The sequence below is a fragment of the Kitasatospora sp. NPDC059795 genome (genome assembly GCF_042732175.1).
GTDB lineage: Bacteria > Actinomycetota > Actinomycetes > Streptomycetales > Streptomycetaceae > Kitasatospora.
The window spans coordinates 499,733-516,066 of the sequence record NZ_JBHWID010000003.1 but is presented as its reverse complement, the minus strand read 5'-3'; the positions used below and the strand labels follow the sequence as shown (position 1 = coordinate 516,066).

Sequence of the window (16,334 nt, the reverse complement as noted above, 5' to 3'; positions counted from 1 at the left end):
CCAGATGGCTGTCGAACTCCCGGAGCCCCTCCAGTGGGTGCTCCTGCTGCTCGCGGGCTGCCGCTGGCCGGAAGCCGACGAGGACCAGCTCCGCGACATGGCCGACCACTGCCGCAAGGCCGCCGACGCCCTGAAGGACGCCGCGCAGGCCGGCGACGCCACCATCAAGCGCGCCCTCGAAGGCCAACAGGGCGTCGCCGCCGAGGCGTTGGGCAAGTACTGGGAGAAGTACTCGGTCGGCAAGGGCACCGAACAGGACCCCGGCTACCTGCCCGGCGCGATCAACGCGCTCAACGGCATGGGCGACATGCTGGAGCAGGTCGCCAACTCCGCCGAGACGGCGAAGATCCAGATCATCGCCCAACTGGGCATCCTGGCCTTCGAGATCGCGACCGCCGAGGCCGAAGCGCCGTTCACCGCCGGCGCGTCGATGCTCGAAGTGCCCGCGTTCATTGCGGCGAGCCGCGCCACCATCTCCGCCACCCTGAAGCTGCTGCTGAAGGAAATGCTCATCATGGCGGCCAAGCAGGCCGCCCAGATGGGCGCGATCAACCTGCTGGCCCAGGGCATCGAGCTCGCCGAGGGCCACCGCAAGAGCATCGACATGAAGGAAGTCGGGCAGAACGCGCTCGGCGGTGCGGTCGGTGGCGCGTCCGGACACCTGATCGGCAAGGGCATCGGCAAGGCCGGCGAGAAGCTCGGCGTCGAGGCCGCGCTCAAGACCACCGGCGGCAAGATGGCCACCGGCGCGGCGGTCGGCGTCGGCGCGGACGTCTCCACCCAGCTGATCACCACCGGCAAGGTCGACGGCAACTCCCTGCTCGGCTCCGGTCTCTCCGGCGGCGCGGGCGCGGGCCTGCACGCCGGCGCGTCCAAGGTCAAGGGCCACCTCGCTGCGCCGAAGGCCGCGGAGGCGCCGAAGCTGCCGGGCGCGGGTGAGCACGGCGGCGCGGGCGGCACACCGACGTTCAACAAGCCGGACAGCGCGGCGGCGGGGAGCGGCAGCGCGTACCACGGGCCGTCGGGGAGCTCCGGGACCTCCGGTTCCTCCGGCTCGTCCGGCTCGTCCGGTACGTCGCATGCGACGGATGCTGCGGGACCGTCGGGTTCGGGCGCGTCGCGCAGCGTGGAGTCCGGTGCGGGCGCGGGTGAGTCGAAGGTCGGCGGGCTGAGCCCGTTCGGCGCGGGACGCAGCAGCGACGCGCCGTCCGCCGGTCACAGTGCCGCGCCGGCGTCGAGCCACCAGCCCACCCCCGCGCCGGCACCGCACGAGCAGGCGGCGGCGCACGTCCAGGACACGACGGCCGGCCGCACCGAGACGCGCGCTGCCGCGCCGGCGCCCACGCCTGCGCACGAGTCGGTGCCGCGCCAGGAGACGGCTGCGCCGCGCAGTGAGTCGGTGCCGCGTCAGGAGACCGTGGCACCTGTGCGCGAGCAGGTGTCGCCGCGCAGTGAGTCCGTCGCGCCGACGCAGGAGAGGGTGGCTGCGCCCGTCGCGTCGCAGGTGCACGAGTCCGTCCCGCGTCAGGAGACGGTCGCGCCCGTGCACGAGCAGGTGTCGCCGCGCAGTGAGTCCGTCGCGCCGACGCACGAGACGGTGGTTTCGCACGCTGCGCCGCAGGTGCACGAGTCCGTCCCGCGTCAGGAGACGGTCGCCGCGCCTGTGCATGAGCAGGTGTCGCCGCGCAGCGAGTCCGTCGCGCCGACGCAGGAGAGGGTGGCTGCGCCTGTCGCGCCGCAGGTGCACGAGTCGGTGCCGCGTCAGGAGACGGTCGCGCCCGTGCACGAGCAGGTGACGCCGCGTTCGGAGCAACTGCCGCCCGCGCCGCCGCCGTCGCACGAGACGGTGACCTCTCCCGTTACGTCGCAGGTGCACGAGTCCATTCCGGTGTCGCAGGGCCCGGTGCAGGCGCAGCCGCACGAGTCCGTCCCGGTGTCGCACGAGCCCGTGCAGGCGCAGCCGCACGAGTCGGTCCCGCGCCAGGAGAGCGTCGCGCCCTCGCGCGAGACGGTGACCGCGCCCGTCACGCCGCAGGCACACGAGGCGGTGCCGCGTCAGGAGTCCGTCAACCCGGTTGCTGCGCACGACACTTCGGCACCGGTAGGCGCGTCGTCCGCGGTGCCCAATCTCTCGGGTGTGCTCGGCGGTGCCGGGCATCTGGCCGGTGGGACCAACCTCGACGGGGGGACGCGGCTCTCGGCCGGGCCCGCTCCGGCGCGGACGGTCGGGGCGGAGCAGGTGCCCGGGCAGGTCGTTCCGGACGGACTGGGTGATGTCCCGCCGGCCGCGAACACCACGCAGGGCCCGGTGGCCGGTGCGCCGATGGCGGGCGGGTTCACGCCCGGCCCGGTCGGCGGGGCCGGTGGGCACGGTGGGGCCGGGGCTTCGTCCCACGCCACGCCGTCCACGACCGTTCCGCGTCAGGGCGGGGCCAACTCCGTCGCCGCCCCGCACACGGCCGCCCCGGCCGGTGGGACGATCCGCCCGGGTGCGGGCCGTCCCGCCGAGTCGACGACGCGTCCGGTCCCGGAGCAGGCCCACGACCAGCTGCTGGACCGTCAGCGGCAGGAACGTCAGACCGAGCTCGACCGCCTCGGCCGGGCGACGAACGTCCGGGACGCCGTCGATCAGCTCGGCGGCAGCCGGCGGAACGTCCAGCGGGTCCGTCCGGCCGACGCGGACCGGCTGCGGCAGGACATGCGGGGCATGACGCCGGAGCAGCGGACCCAGGAGCTCGCCAACCTGAAGCCGGAGAACCGGCGTTGGCTGGCGCGCGACCCGGAGTTCGTGGACGCGCTGAAGTCGTCGCTGCCGCCGAAGGACTTCGCCAAGGTCGCCTCCGAGCTGATCGTGCACGTGGACCCGCGCGCCGAACAGGCCGCGTCGGCCCGCCTGGAGGCCCAGGAGCAGGTCGCCCGGATGCTCCAGAACCCGGACGCGGCCGCTCAGTTGATGAAGAGCGGCGCGGACGTGGTGGTCGTCCCGAAGGACGTCCGGATGCCCGACGTCCCCGAGCTGCACGAGCTGCGCGGCCGGACGAACGACACCGAGGCGGGTGGCGGTCGCGGCTACGACGACATGCGCGGCTCGGGCGGCAAGCACTCCGCCGTCACCGAGGAGAACCTGCTCGGCGAGCACACCCCGATCGGTGCCGGCGGGCACTACGCGGACGGATACTCCACCACCACGCACGAGTTCAGCCACACCCTGCACGAGCACGGCCTGACCGGCGACGACAAGAAGCTGATCACGGACGTCTTCCAGCAGAAGACGCAGGACTCCAAGGACCCCGCGAAGAACGTGCAGTGGCCGGACGGAAAGAAGTCCGGGAACTACTCGTCGCAGGACGAGCGGGAGTACTTCGCCCAGGCCACCAACGCCTACCTGGGCACGAACCACGGCCACGACCCGAACACCGGCGAGCCCCGCAACAACGGCAAGGAGTGGGTGAAGAACAACGAGCCCGCCCTGTACCCGCTGCTGGAGAAGCTCTACGGCCCGGACCCGTCCGCCGTCCACGACCGCCCCGCGAACCCGGTGCACGAGACGACCTCGCAGAACGCCGCGTACGACGGCTTCCGCGAGTTCATGGAGCACGTGGACGGCAGCACCCCCACCGGCGAGCACGTCCCGCCGGTGACCGACCATCAGCCACCCGCCACCGAGCATCAGCCGCCGACCACCGAGCACCAGCCACCCGCCACTGAGCACCAGCCGCCGGCCGCCGAGCACCAGCCGCAGGCGTCCGAGCACCGGACGCCGACCGACCAGCTCCCGCCCCCGCCGCCGAGTGCGCCCGCCGGAAGCGGAAGCGGGAGCGGCGGTGCACGGCAGACGCAGGCCGCGCCGGACGGCGACTACAGCCACAAGATCGACGGCGGCCGGACCTTCGACACGATCGACAAGTTCCTCGGGAGCTCGCCGGAGTTCCAGCAGGTCCGCCGCGACCTGGAACGCTACAAGCGGGACGATCTGAAGCCGGCCGACACCGAGGCGCTGCTGAGCCAGGCCAGGAACGAGAAGCGCCTGCACGCCGACGTGCTGTCGCGCAACGCGGACCGGCTGTCCGAGTCGGTCGCCCGGGCGGAGCAGCAGCTGGCGGACCTGCGTACGGAGGAGCGCACCGGCAACCCCGGGCCGGCGCGGGTCGAAGAGATCAAGAACGAGCGCGCCAGGTACGAGAACCTGCGGGACAGCGCCCAGGCGCAGCACGACCGGCTGGCGATCTTCGAGCACGAGTTCCGGAAGGACGAGGCGAACGGCGCCGACGCCCGGCTTCGGGCCCGGCAGGAGGCGGAGACCCGGGTCCTGCCGAAGACCGTCGAGCGGATCGAGGCCGCGCAGGCCCATGCCGCGGACCTGCTGGCGAAGGCCGAGGCGGCCAAGGCGGCGACCGGCACCGACCCCCACGAGGTGTACGACAGCCGGATCAAGGACCTGAAGAATCAGCAGAAGCGGCTGACGGACGACCTCGACACGCGTCGGCAGGCCCTCGCGGACGCGCAGGCCGCCGTGCTGAAGGACGCCCCGCAGTCGGCAGGCGCACCTCGCACGGGCGGGGTGCCGACGCCGACCACGCCCGAGCAGTGGAAGAAGCTGGAGGACAGCTACCGCGCGGCGTTCGAGCACTCCGGCAGCCAGCAGATCGACGGGCAGCCGCACGCCGAGAAGGCCGTGCTGGAGGCGAAGGGCGAGAAGGGGGCCAACCTCGAAGAGGTGAACCTCAACCGCAATCACGTCATCGCCGACTACATGGTGCACAAGTACGTGACGGCGGCGGTGTTCAAGGCCCGCTCGATGGACGAGGGCGGCCACCGGTCGGCCTCCGACGCCTTCGGCGACTTCGTCGGCGCGATGTCCCCGGACCGGCACCGGGTGCTGGACGTGCTCGGGAAGAACGCCGCGTCGAGGCTGGAGGGCGGCAGCGCCGGGGAAGCGGTGCTGGTGCACCGCGACCTGGCCGCGACACCCGCCACCGTCGACCTGCGGACGACGTACGGCAACGACCGGCTCGTGGACGCGCTCGACCCGAGTCCGATCGGCGACCGCAAGAGCGCCGAATCGGCCGCCGAGCAGCTGCGGCACGAGCTCTCGCGGTCGGGCCTGGCCGAGGTCGCCCGCCCGCAGCTCGAAGAGTTGGGCGCCGCGGTGGCCAAGGTGCACCCGGACCTGCCGACCGGCGAGCAGCTCACCGCCGTGCGCGACGCGGTGCGCGGGCTGGAGCAGCGGGTCAGGGACCGTGCGGTCGACGACCTGGCGCTGGTCAACGGCATCACCGGGCCGCAGAAGATCGACGACGTGGCGGGCGTGCTGCGCGCCGCCGCCGACCGGACCGGCGGACCGCGCACCGCCGACGAACACCTGTGGCTGGCCGACCGGTTGGACGACCTGGCGGGCCACGTCGGGCGGGCCGGCAGGGACCCGGACGGGCTGCGCGGCCTGGCGGGCGACCTGCGCGCCGTCGGGGTGAACCTGCGGGACGGCGCGGACCACCCGTCCGGTGCCCCGAAGTCGGTGGAGCCGGACCAGTACGGCAAGGTGGCCGACCAGTTGGGGACCGACCGTGGCGCGGTGCGGGAGCAGGAGGTCCAGCAGCGGCTGTCCGAACTGGGCGACCCGTCCGGAGCCAAGTCGCAGGCGGTCTCCCGGACGAAGGCGGTGCAGAACGCCGAGGTGAAGGCGGCGGCCGACAGCCTGAAGGCCCGGACGGAGGCCACCGCGGCCGCGAAGGCCTCCGCGGACGCCGACACCGCCCACGCCACGGCCAAGACGAAGGCCGAGGACTCGGCGAAGGCCGCCGCGGCAGCGACCGACCCGGCCACGAAGGCGGCGGCGGACAAGACGGCGAGCGACGACGCCGCGGCCGAGAAGAAGGCCAAGGCGGAGGCGGACGGCAAGCGGGCGGACTGGCGGAAGGCGCACGCGGAGGCGACCGCCGCCGAGAAGAAGGAGGCCGGCGCCAAGGCGGTGCGCGAGCGGGTGGAGCAGGTGTACCGCGACGAACTGCCGCCCTCGGCGAAGGCCGCGGAGAAGAAGGCCGCGCAGCGACGGGCCTGGGTGGCCGGCGACGTGGAGCAGGTCGACCGCCAGTACGGTGGCGTGTACGCGCGCGCCGGGGAGGGCGGGAACCACCCGGCCGCGATCTTCGACCGGGCGCTGACCGCGAACGTCGAGGACGTGCCGGGGATGATCAAGGAGATCACCGACCGGCTGTCCAACAGCTCCTCCAACCTGCGCTTCGGCGACGAGCTGGCCAACCAGTGGATCCAGAACTTCCTGGACCCGCACGTCGTCCGTGACCCCGATGTGCTGACCGCGGTCGCCCACGGCCAGTTGACGCCCGAGGCGCTGTACGCCCCGCACACCGCCGACCTGCTGCAGGCGGTGCGCGGCCTGGAGGCGAAGGGGCTGGTGCCGCCCGAGCTGCGCGACATCATGGCCCCGAAGACCCAGGAAGACCTGGCGCAGGTGGTGAACCGCAAGGACGCCAGCCCGAGTTCCAGGATCATCGCCGACGACCTCGGCGTGCCGACCGCGCACACCGGCAGCCTGCCGGTGTCCTCGTCCGGCGACTTCCTGGCCCGCGCGGACACCACCGCGCTGACGGCCGACCAGCTGAAGGGGCTCCACCCGGAGGCCCTCTACCAGCCCGACCGGGTCCGCCCGCCCGTCGCCGACCAGGACGTCGTGATGACCGACGCCAGTCAGCACGACGCGCAGCGGCCGACGGCCCACACCCCGGACGGGGACGTGCCGATGGCCGACGGGACCGCCGACACCGCCGACACCGCGCCGCCGAACCGGAAGCGTCGACGGGACGAGGACTCCGACCGCGACTCCGACAGTGACTCCGACCGCGAGGCCACCCGCCGCCGGTTGGACGGCCTCGCGCTGGGCGGGTCGACCCCGCCCCCGCCGCCCCCGCCGCCGCCCGCGACCGGCGGGCACGACGGCACGGCCACCAACGGCACCCGCGGCTTCGGCAGCCCGTACGCGCCGCCGCCCCCGCCGCCGCCGTCCACGGGCGTGCACGACGGTGCGGCGGGCGCCGCCCACCACGAGACGCCGCCGCCCGCGCCGCCCGCCGCCGCGTCGGCCGAGCAGGTTGCCGAGCGGTCGGCTGCCCGGTTCATCTCGGACCGGCTGCTGCCGGACAAGGCGATCGACATGATCACCGAGCCCACCGACCACCGCCGCACCCTGGGGGACCCGAAGCCGGTCGACGTCGACGCACTGCGGGCGCAGTTCGCGGACCTGAGCCTGCGCGAGCACGCCACCGATCGGGACGTCGAGCCGATGGACATCGAGTCCCCGCCGGCCGAGCCGCCCCGCGGCGAGCGCAAGCGCCGCCGGGACGAGGACGAGGAGGTGACGCTGCGCCGGGAGGACGCGCCGGAGGGGCCGGAGGCCAAGCGGCAGCGCACGCCCGCGTACGAGAACACCTCCGCCGTGATGCACGACCGCGGCTACCAAGCGGTCGGCCCGCAGCACGAGTTGACCGGTCAGCTGGTCAACTACCTCGGCGGCGGTGCGAGGTTGCACCCGCCGATGAGCAACGGCCTTCTGGCGCACGTCAATCCGCACCACAGCCCGGTGCGGCCGCCCGAGGGCTTCCTGCCCGGCCGCGACCTGAACGCCTGCCTGGAGAACGTCGAGGCCTACCGCGACACGCACTTCGGACGACCCCGGGTCTCCGGGCAGACCCTGCACGGGACGGTCGAGCCGATTCCCGGCGACGTGCTGTGGAAGCGGCACGACGGACCCGCCCTGTTCGGCGAAGGGGCGGACGCCATCGCGAAGTTGGAGCAGCAGGTGGCGGCCGGCGGCAAGGGCAGCTTCGCCACCGTGCTGGGCGCCGGGCCGACCGGCGCGGGGCACGCCGTCGCGCTGGTCCACGACATGGACGGCACCCTGCGCTGGGCCGACCTGACCTCGCGCGTCGTGGTCGCCGCGAACGGCGGGACGCCGTTCAGCTTCAAGCCCGACTGGAAGGTGTGGGCGTCCGTCGCCGGACCGCACGAGAACAACCTCTCCGGCGCAGCCGACCCGCAATTCATGGAGCGCTACAGCACGTTCAGGAACGCCGAGCAGCCGCACGACACCGCCGAGCCGATGGACATCGACAACGGCTTCGGCGGCCACCCCGACGGGCCGCCCGCGCGGACCGAGGTGGCCGAGGTGGCCGAGGTGCAGGACGGCCGGCGGGGCGACGCGCCGAAGGAGGACGTGCCGAAGGGCGACGCGCCGAAGGAGGACACGCCGCAGCCGGTGAGCCCGACCCCGCTGCCCGCGAGCGGCGCCACCGCCGCGCCCGCGCCGGCCGGACCCGCCACCCACCCGGTGACGGGACCGACCCGACCCCGATCGGCGTCCGCCCCGGCCGAGTTGGAGCCGCGTACGACGGACGCGCCGGTCCGCTCGTCGACCGTCACCGAGCAGGGGCCGCGTACCGTCACGGAGCACGCGCCGCGCACCCCCGGCGCCGAGGCGGCTGCGCCGAAGTCCGAGCGGGCGCAGGTGGCGGAGTTCCCGCCGCCCGGGGCGCGAGTGCCCGTGGCCGGGGACGGCTACTGCCTGCTGCGGGCGGTCGAGGTCGGCGTGCCCGGACTGGGTGGTCCGGAGCGGTTGCAGGCCGAGGTCGGCAGGCACTTCGAGCAACTCGGCCTGGAGCACTGGCCGACCGAGGTGGTGGCCAACTACCGCAACAACCAGCTCCTTCGCGAGGACCTGCCGCCGGGCGACCTGCTGGCCTACCTGCCCGCCGAGGACCAATCGGCGTTCCGGGGGCTGCCCATCGACGAGCTGCGCGACACCATCGGTCGGCACCTCAACGACAATCCGCCGCCGCCGTCGGCCCAGGAACGGCGCGTCCTGCTCCGGACCGTCCAGGAGTGGAACACCAACTGGCAGTCGAGCGGGGGAGAGATGCTCCCGGCGGCGACCGCCCACGCGCTCGGCCTCCGGATGCGGGTGGTCGACCACGACGGCGTCACCCAGGCCGTCTTCGGTCCTGCGGACGGGCGTCCGGTGACGGTCTACCGCGCCCGGGACCACTACGACGGCAGCGAACTGCCGCCGCAGACACCGGTGACCGAGCATGTCCCGAGCGTCGAGCATGTCCCGAGCGTCGAGCACGCCCCCGAGGTCGAGCTCGCACCGGCGGCCGACCACACCCCGGTCACCCCGCACGCGGACGAGACGCCCGCGCCCGCCCCGACCCCGGAGCCGGCGCCCGCCCCGACGCCGGAGGCCGTGGTTCCGAAGCCGATCGCCGGCACCGACCTGGTGGTCGGGCTGACCGGGAACGAGAAGGCCGTCCGCGACAAGGTGATCGACGCCATCGCGCAGGCCGTCCCGGGCGACCGGGCGGCGGCCAGGGCGTTCGCGGACGCGCACTTCGGGCCGGCGACGCTGCGCCCGGTGCTGGGCGCACTGTCGCGGGGCGAGGTGTGGACGGCGCCGTTCGACGGCAACGGCTGGAGCGGCAGCGTCAAGCTGAGTGGAAAGGTCACCGGGTCGACGCACCTGCGCACCGAGAAGATCGAGTTCGAGAACGGCGCCGACCGGACGGTCGCGACCGGCACCAACCGTGACGCGCAGTGGGAGTTCAACGCCGGTGTCCAGGCCCGGCAGGGGCGCGGGATCGGCGAGCCGTCGGAGCTGGTCGCGTACTACCACGCGCGCGGCCACGGCGAGGTCAACCTCGACCTGGGCGGCATGGTGGCCCGGTCGAAGACCAGCGGACCCGCCGAGGTCTTCAGCTCGACGATGCGGCTGGAGCTCGACTTCGGCGACCTGCGCCACCACGGCGAGCCGGTGCGCGCCGCGTCCGGCGAACGCACCGACACGGTGGACCTCGATCTGACCGTCGCCGTCCCGGAACGCGCCGACGCCGCCTCGCCCGGCGAGCCGCGGGTGCCCCCGCAACGGCTGCTGGACGGCCGGGTCGGCGGGCAGGAGATCGTCCTCGACCTCGCGCCGCACGCCACGGCCGGGAACCGTCCGCCGGTGGAGGCGCTGCTCGACCACGCGGACGCGGCGGGCCGACGGGAGTTCGGCGGTGACTGGCCCGCGTTGCGCGAAAAGGTCCTCGCCGAGGTCGACTTCGGCCGGCTCCAGCGGGACCTGAAGAGCATGACGGCCGGCGAGCCGGTCTCCGTCACGCTCACCGACCGGCGCGGCAAGTCCCTCGGCACGGTCGAAATCACGGCGCGGGTAGGGGAGTTGAAGCAGTCCGGCACCACCAAGGAGACCGAGTTCAACATCGGCACCACCGTGCAGCAGGTGCGCAGCAGCTCCTCGACCCGGGGCAACGCGGGCCAGCTCGGATTCTCGGCCGCCGTGAAGCCGGGCAAGGGCCTGATCGGCGGCGGCGTGGCCGGGCGGCTCGGCACCGACCGGGTGGAGATCAGCGGCGAGGCCCGGACCTCGCAGCTGACCAGCAAGTCGAAGGTGCCCGGCGTGATGTACGACGGCACCGTCCACTTCGACCTGTCGTTCAACGGCAAGTCTGTTGCACCGGGGGCGAGTTCGGCGGACGTTCGACTGCTGGTCGACCGCGCCGACACCACCCCGGAGCCCGCGACGACCGAGCCCGCGACGACGGAGAGCGTCCCGACGGCGCGCGAGGTGGCGGGCCCGCCGGACAGTGTGTGGCGCGGCGGGGACGACCGGGGCGGCCTGGGCGAGACCGTGGTCGTCCGCGACCTGGAGAGCACGCGGGCGCTGCGTGAGGCCGTGGACACCCAGGGCCGGGCGCGGTTCGGCGCGGACTGGGACGCCGTCCGCGACCAGGTGATGCAGGGCTTCAGCCAGCCGAACCTGGCCGCCCGGCTGACCGGGATGACGCGCGGCGAGGCGCTGGAGGTGAAGATCCCCGGCAAGGAGGGGCTGGTCGTCAGGGCCGTCGCCCGGGTCGAGGGGATGACCTACCGGCGGGAGGACGGCAAGGCCGAACTCAACACCGTCAACGAGACCAGCGCGTTCAGCGTGAACCGCCGGCTCGGCGCGCGCACCACCATCGAGCAGGGCCAGGCCGGCGGCACCGTCACCAAGGGCACGCCCGGCGTGGAGCTGGGCGCCGCCGGATCCGGCCAGCAGCGGCGGCGGGTCGGCGGCCAGGGCCGGCAGGCCGACCGGGTGTACGCCAGCGGCAAGTACAGTGCGCCGCAGGTGATCTACGGCGCCGAGCTGACGGTGGACGTGCACGTCGGTCGTCCCGGCGCGGGCGCGGGCGCGGGCACGGGCGCGGCGGGCGGCAGCGGCCGTCCGGACGTGTCGGTGCCGGTGTCGGTGCCGGTCCGCGCCGAGGTGGGCATGGACGTCCGGGAGACCGTCAAGGTCCAGGTGCCGCACACCGGGGGCGGTGCCGTCGCCTTCCAGCGGCCCGAGAGCGGTGCGGCGGCGTCCAACCCGCCGGCCGCGCCGACCGCGAAGGCCGCGGCCCCGCACGCGGCCCCGCCGCGGATGGCGGACCGGCACGAGCTGAACGCCTCCTACGTGGTGCACACCCTGAGCGGCGCGGACCAGGTGCGCGCGCTGGTGGAGGACGCGGTGCGGACCAAGCACGGCGAGCCCTCGGAGGAGGTCAGGCAGCGGATCGGCGCGAGCTTCGACCGGGTCGCGCTCAAGGCCCAGCTGTCGCAGCTCACCCGTGGCGGGCGGATCACCGAGACGGTGCACGGCGCGACCTGGTCGGCCGAGGTCACCGTCACGGCCCGGCTGGGGGAGGCCGAGTACCACTCCCGGGCCGAGAAGTACGAGTTCGAGTCCGGCACCCGCAGCTCCAGCGGCCAGGGCAACCTGCGCGACGGCCGTGACCGGCTGAACGGCGGCGGCCAGGTCAAGGTCAAGACCGAGGTGGTGGACGTCACCGGCGGCTACACGTACCGGACGGACCGCAGCTACGGGCAGGCCACCGAGACCGTCGGCTCGGCCTCCAACCGCGGCAAGCACGTCGAGCCGGCGGTGTTCTTCGACGTCCGCGCGCCGTACGAGGTCACCGTCGCCTTCAAGCGGCTGGGCGTGCCCGACGGGGTCGTCACCGGCCACGCGGAGACGGTCGCCCGGGTGGCCGTCCCGCAGCGCGACGCCGTGCCGACGACCCCGCCGGCCGAGCCGGTCGCACGCGTCACGGAGAAGCTGCCGAAGGGCTTCGCGGACGGACGACGCCTGGACTCCTCGGCGATCGTCACCGACGTGCACGCCCTGCCCGGGACGACCGGCGGCGGCCCGCGGCGGACGCTCGGCGAGTCGATCGTGTCCCAGGTGGAGGCGGGCTGGAAGCCCGGCGGGCTGCGGGCGCTGCGCCGGAAGGAGGCCGGGCAGCCGGAGCTGGAACGCAACCCGTTCGGCAGCGACTGGCCGGAGCTGCGCCGCAAGCTGGACGCCGAGCTCACCCCGGACCGGTTGCAGTCCCGGCTGAAGGCGATGACGGCCGGGGACGAGATCGTCGTCCGGCACGGGCGGACCACCGTCCGGGTCGGTGCCCAACTCCGCGACGGGATGGTGCACTTGGGCGACTCGGGCACCACCGAGTTCAACGCCGGCACCGATGTGCAGCGCAGCTTCGCCCACACCGGCGGCACCGGCACCGCCCACCAGGGCACGGTCGGGCTGGCGACCGCCGTCCCCGTGCCGGCCGCGCCGAACGTGTCGGTGACGGCCGGCGTGACCGGCACCGGCGGCGCGGGCCACGACCGGACGGACACCCGGACCGGCAGCACCGCGGCCGGGTCCGCCACCAAGGCCAAGGTGCCCGGCAGCGCCTACGCGGGCGAGGCGGAGCTGCGGTTCACGATCAGCCGGCGGCCGTGGTTCGGCGAGAACGTGTACCAGCGGCGCACGGCGACCGTCGGTTTCGAGGCGCTGGTCGAGACCGGCGAGACCGTGCCGGTCTCCGCGGCCTCCGACGGCACGGTCACCGTCCGCCCGCCCGAGCCGGTCACCGTCCAGGTGCCGCCGGAGCGGGTCTGGGAGGGCGGCCTGCGCGACACCGACGTGCTGCGCTGGCTCGGCGACGTCGGCGGCGTCCAGGACCTGGTGCGGCTGCGCGGCCCCGAGTACTTCGGGCGTTCCACCTGGAAGGAGATGGAACCCGTCGTCGGGGCCGTCACCTCGCACAGCCACCTCTCGGCGATGTTCGGCACCGCGAGCCAGGGCATGGGGGTGTCGGCGACGCTCCCGTCCAACCGGGTGACGCTGGGCGGCGGCAAGGGCGTCGAGGTCGGCGTGAAGGTCGTCTCGCTCGAACACCGGGCGGTCGACGACAAGGTCGAGCTCAGTCCCGCCAACGCCGTGGCCTCCGGCACCGCACGGTCCGACCTCTCGGCGAAGAACGCCGGTGTCCAGGCACAGTTGGGCGCGAAGATCACCGGGGACGTCACCAACAGCCCGGCGGTCGTCGGCGGGGCGCAGCGCCTGTGGCGCGAGGGCGGCGGGCACGCCGACTCCGGGCAGGTGATCTCCAACGGCAAGTTCGCCGCCCCGATGGCGCGCTACGCCGGGCATGCCGAGGTCGAGGTGACGCTCTTCGACGGGGACCGGAAGCCCGTCAAGGAGAAGGGAGTCGTCCCCTTCACCGTGGACATCCCGCTGTCCGAGACCACCGGCCGGGACGTCGCGGGCGACCACTACCTCGCCTTCACCGGGGACCGGCGGGACGGGGAGCTCCGGGTCACCGACGGGGCCTGGCGGCTGGACGAGGTCCGGCGGCTGGTCGCGCCCGACGCGACCGTGGAGCATGGCCAGTTGATGGGCACCGTCCGGCTCGGACGGGCGCTCTACCAGGGCGAGTTCACCGCGAGCACCGAGGCCGGCGCCGCGCACGTCCGAGCCACCCACCGCCTGGTCGCCCTGGGCGGCGGCACCTCGGACGGCACGGCCGCGCTGCTCGGCGAACTCCTCGACGCACCGGGCGCCGAGCCGTTGAACGCGGACCGGGTCCGCCAGGTGGTCGGCTGGATCGAGGCGGCCCCGGGGCCGGTCACGCGGGAGGACCTGATCGCCGCGAAGGAGGCCTGGAAGGCCTGACCTGCGGTGGTGCATCATCCGACGATCCGATGATGCACCACCGTCATTGACAGTCGATCAGGTCCCCGGTGTAATGCTCACGCTCAGGAACGGGCGGCTCACTTCAGGGAGCAATGGTGGGGAACAGCAGAATTGACGCACTGTTCGAACGCGACCGGGCCTGTCGGGGTGCGGGCATCGTGCTCGACGAGGTGGCCGGGGGGCGGGCCGTGGCCCGGATGAAGGTCACCGAGGAGATGGCGAACGCGCACGGGATCGGCCACGGCGGGTACGTGTTCCTGCTCGCCGACGCCGCGTTCTCGTACGCGTGCAACAGCTACGGCCCGGTCGCCCTCGCCCAGGGCGCGCAGGTCACCTTCCTCGCCCCGGCGCAGCTCGGCGACGAGCTGATCGCCGAGGCGACCGAACGCACCCGCTCCGGCCGCCAGGGCGTCTACGACGTCACCGTCCGGACCGTCGCCGGCACCGTGGTCGCCGAGTTCCGCGGCCAGGCCGTCCTGATCGCCGGAGTGCCGCACAGCGCCTGACCCGGAACCCGCGGTCCTCACACGTCGCGGCGACTGCCGAGGACGAGGGTGGCGAGGACGCCGCCGACCGCCCAGGCGAGGTAGACGAACCATTCGCCGGCGGGGTCCGCGGCGAAGGGGATGTGCGGGTTGGGCGGGGTGCCGACCAGGTCGTGGAGGGTCTGCCAGGCCCGGAACGGCGTCGCGTGGTAGAGGCAGGCCGACCAATGGTGGTTCCGGCTCAGGAAGTTGGGGATCAGCAGCAGGACGGTGGTGGTGGTGACGATGGTGGCCGCGCTGTGCCGGACCAGCGCGGCCAGGCCGAGGCCGGTGAGGGCGCACACCGGGGGCAGCAGGGCGGAGGCCAACAGGGCCCGCCAGATGCCCGGTTCGGCGAGCGAGATGCCGGCGTGCTTGCCGGACAGGATCGCCTGGGTGAGGAAGAAGGACACGCCGGTCGCGAGCACGCCGAAGGCGGTCATCACGGCCGTCAGGACGAGGATCTTCGCGGACAGCAGCGCCCGCCGGGCCGGCACCGCCGCGAAGGTGGTGCGGATCTGACCGGTCGCGTACTCGCTGACCAGTGAGACCGCGCCCAGGCTGCCGGTGATCAGCAGCGTCGCGATGCAGGCGTTGTTGGTGAACGAGGCGGCCAGGGAGCTGTAGGGGACGAAGAACTCCCGTTGCGCGGGGGCGAAGTGGTCCCAGTCGTTGACGTCGGCGATCGCCGCGTTGGCGTTCAGGAAGACCAGCCCGAGCAGGCCGAGGAGCAGCCCCCAGCGGATCGACCGGAGCGAGAGCAGTTTGAACCACTCGCCGAGCAGCAGGTCGCGGAAGCGGGCCCGCGATTCGTCCGCCAGGAAGGGGACGGCGGTGAGCGCGGTCATCGGGTCTCTCCTGCGAGGTATTCGACGCTGTCGGCGGTGAGTTCCATGAAGGCGGTCTCCAACGAGGCGGCGTTGGTGGCGAGTTCGCGCAGCCGCAGGCCGTGCCGGTGGGCCAGGTCGCCGATGGTGTCGGCGTCCAGGCCGGTCACCACCAGCCGCTCCGCGCCGTCGGGGCGGACCTGCCCGCCGGCGGCGGTCAGGGCGGCGGCCAGCGCCTCCGCGTCCGGGGTGCGGACGGTGACGCTGCTGCCCCGGCCGCGGGCGGCGAACGCGGCGAGCGGCTCGTCGGCGATCAGCCGACCGCGGCCGATGACCACCAAATGATCGGCGGTGTGCTCCATTTCGCTCATCAAGTGGCTGGAGACGAACACCGTGCGACCCTCGGCGGCCAACTTTCGGAACAGTCCGCGCACCCAGCGCACACCCTCCGGGTCGAGCCCGTTCAGCGGCTCGTCGAACAGCAGCACCGGCGGGTCGCCGAGCAGCGCCGCCGCGATGCCCAGGCGCTGCTTCATGCCGAGCGAGTAGCCGCCGATCCGGCGCCGGGCCGCCCCGGCCAGCCCGACCTCCTCCAGCACCTCGTCCACCCGGCGCAGCGGGATCGCGTTGGAGCGGGCCAGCACCCCCAGGTGCGCCGCGGCACTGCGGCCGCCGTGCACGTCGGAGGCGTCCAGCAGCGCGCCGACGTGACGCAGGCCGCGCGGAAGGTCGCGGAAGCGGCGGCCCTGGACGGTGACGCTGCCGTCGGTCGGCTCGTTCAGCCCGATGATCATGCGGAGCGTGGTGCTCTTCCCGGCCCCGTTCGGGCCGAGGAAACCGGTCACCCGGCCGGGGCGGACGGTGAAGGTCAGACCGTCGACGGCGGTCGTGCGGCCGTAGCGCTTGGTGAGTTCGTTGACTTCGATCACG

At 73.8% G+C, this 16,334-nt stretch carries 4 protein-coding genes; 2 read left to right on the top strand and 2 right to left on the bottom strand.

Going from position 1 to position 16,334, the window contains the following annotated elements; all coding sequences use genetic code 11:
• The first annotated feature begins 4 nt into the window (after nt 1-4).
• Both ACFV4P_RS09450 and paaI read left to right on the top strand, forming a co-directional pair.
• Nucleotides 5-14,032, top strand: a complete 14,028-nt coding sequence (locus ACFV4P_RS09450; protein WP_380469074.1) for a hypothetical protein — start codon at nt 5-7, stop codon at nt 14,030-14,032.
• A gap of 113 nt (nt 14,033-14,145) precedes the next feature.
• Nucleotides 14,146-14,559, top strand: coding sequence for a hydroxyphenylacetyl-CoA thioesterase PaaI (gene paaI / locus ACFV4P_RS09445; RefSeq protein WP_380469071.1), 414 nt, complete (start codon nt 14,146-14,148; stop codon nt 14,557-14,559).
• A gap of 17 nt (nt 14,560-14,576) precedes the next feature.
• Here paaI and ACFV4P_RS09440 read toward each other — a convergent pair whose 3' ends face one another.
• Complete coding sequence (locus tag ACFV4P_RS09440) at nt 14,577-15,425, bottom strand: ABC transporter permease (RefSeq protein ID WP_380469068.1); 849 nt, start codon at nt 15,423-15,425, stop codon at nt 14,577-14,579.
• Nucleotides 15,422-16,333, bottom strand: coding sequence for an ABC transporter ATP-binding protein (locus ACFV4P_RS09435; RefSeq protein ID WP_380469065.1), 912 nt, complete (start codon nt 16,331-16,333; stop codon nt 15,422-15,424). Before ACFV4P_RS09435 ends, ACFV4P_RS09440 begins: the two co-directional genes overlap by 4 nt.
• Nucleotide 16,334 lies beyond the last annotated feature (1 nt).

Bases quoted from the DNA above. Each gene is read 5' to 3' on its own strand.
- ACFV4P_RS09450 (WP_380469074.1), top strand. From the start codon at position 5: ATGGCTGTCGAACTCCCGGAGCCCCTCCAGTGGGTGCTCCTGCTGCTC.
- paaI (WP_380469071.1), top strand. From the start codon at position 14,146: ATGGTGGGGAACAGCAGAATTGACGCACTGTTCGAACGCGACCGGGCC.
- ACFV4P_RS09440 (WP_380469068.1), bottom strand. From the start codon at position 15,425: ATGACCGCGCTCACCGCCGTCCCCTTCCTGGCGGACGAATCGCGGGCC.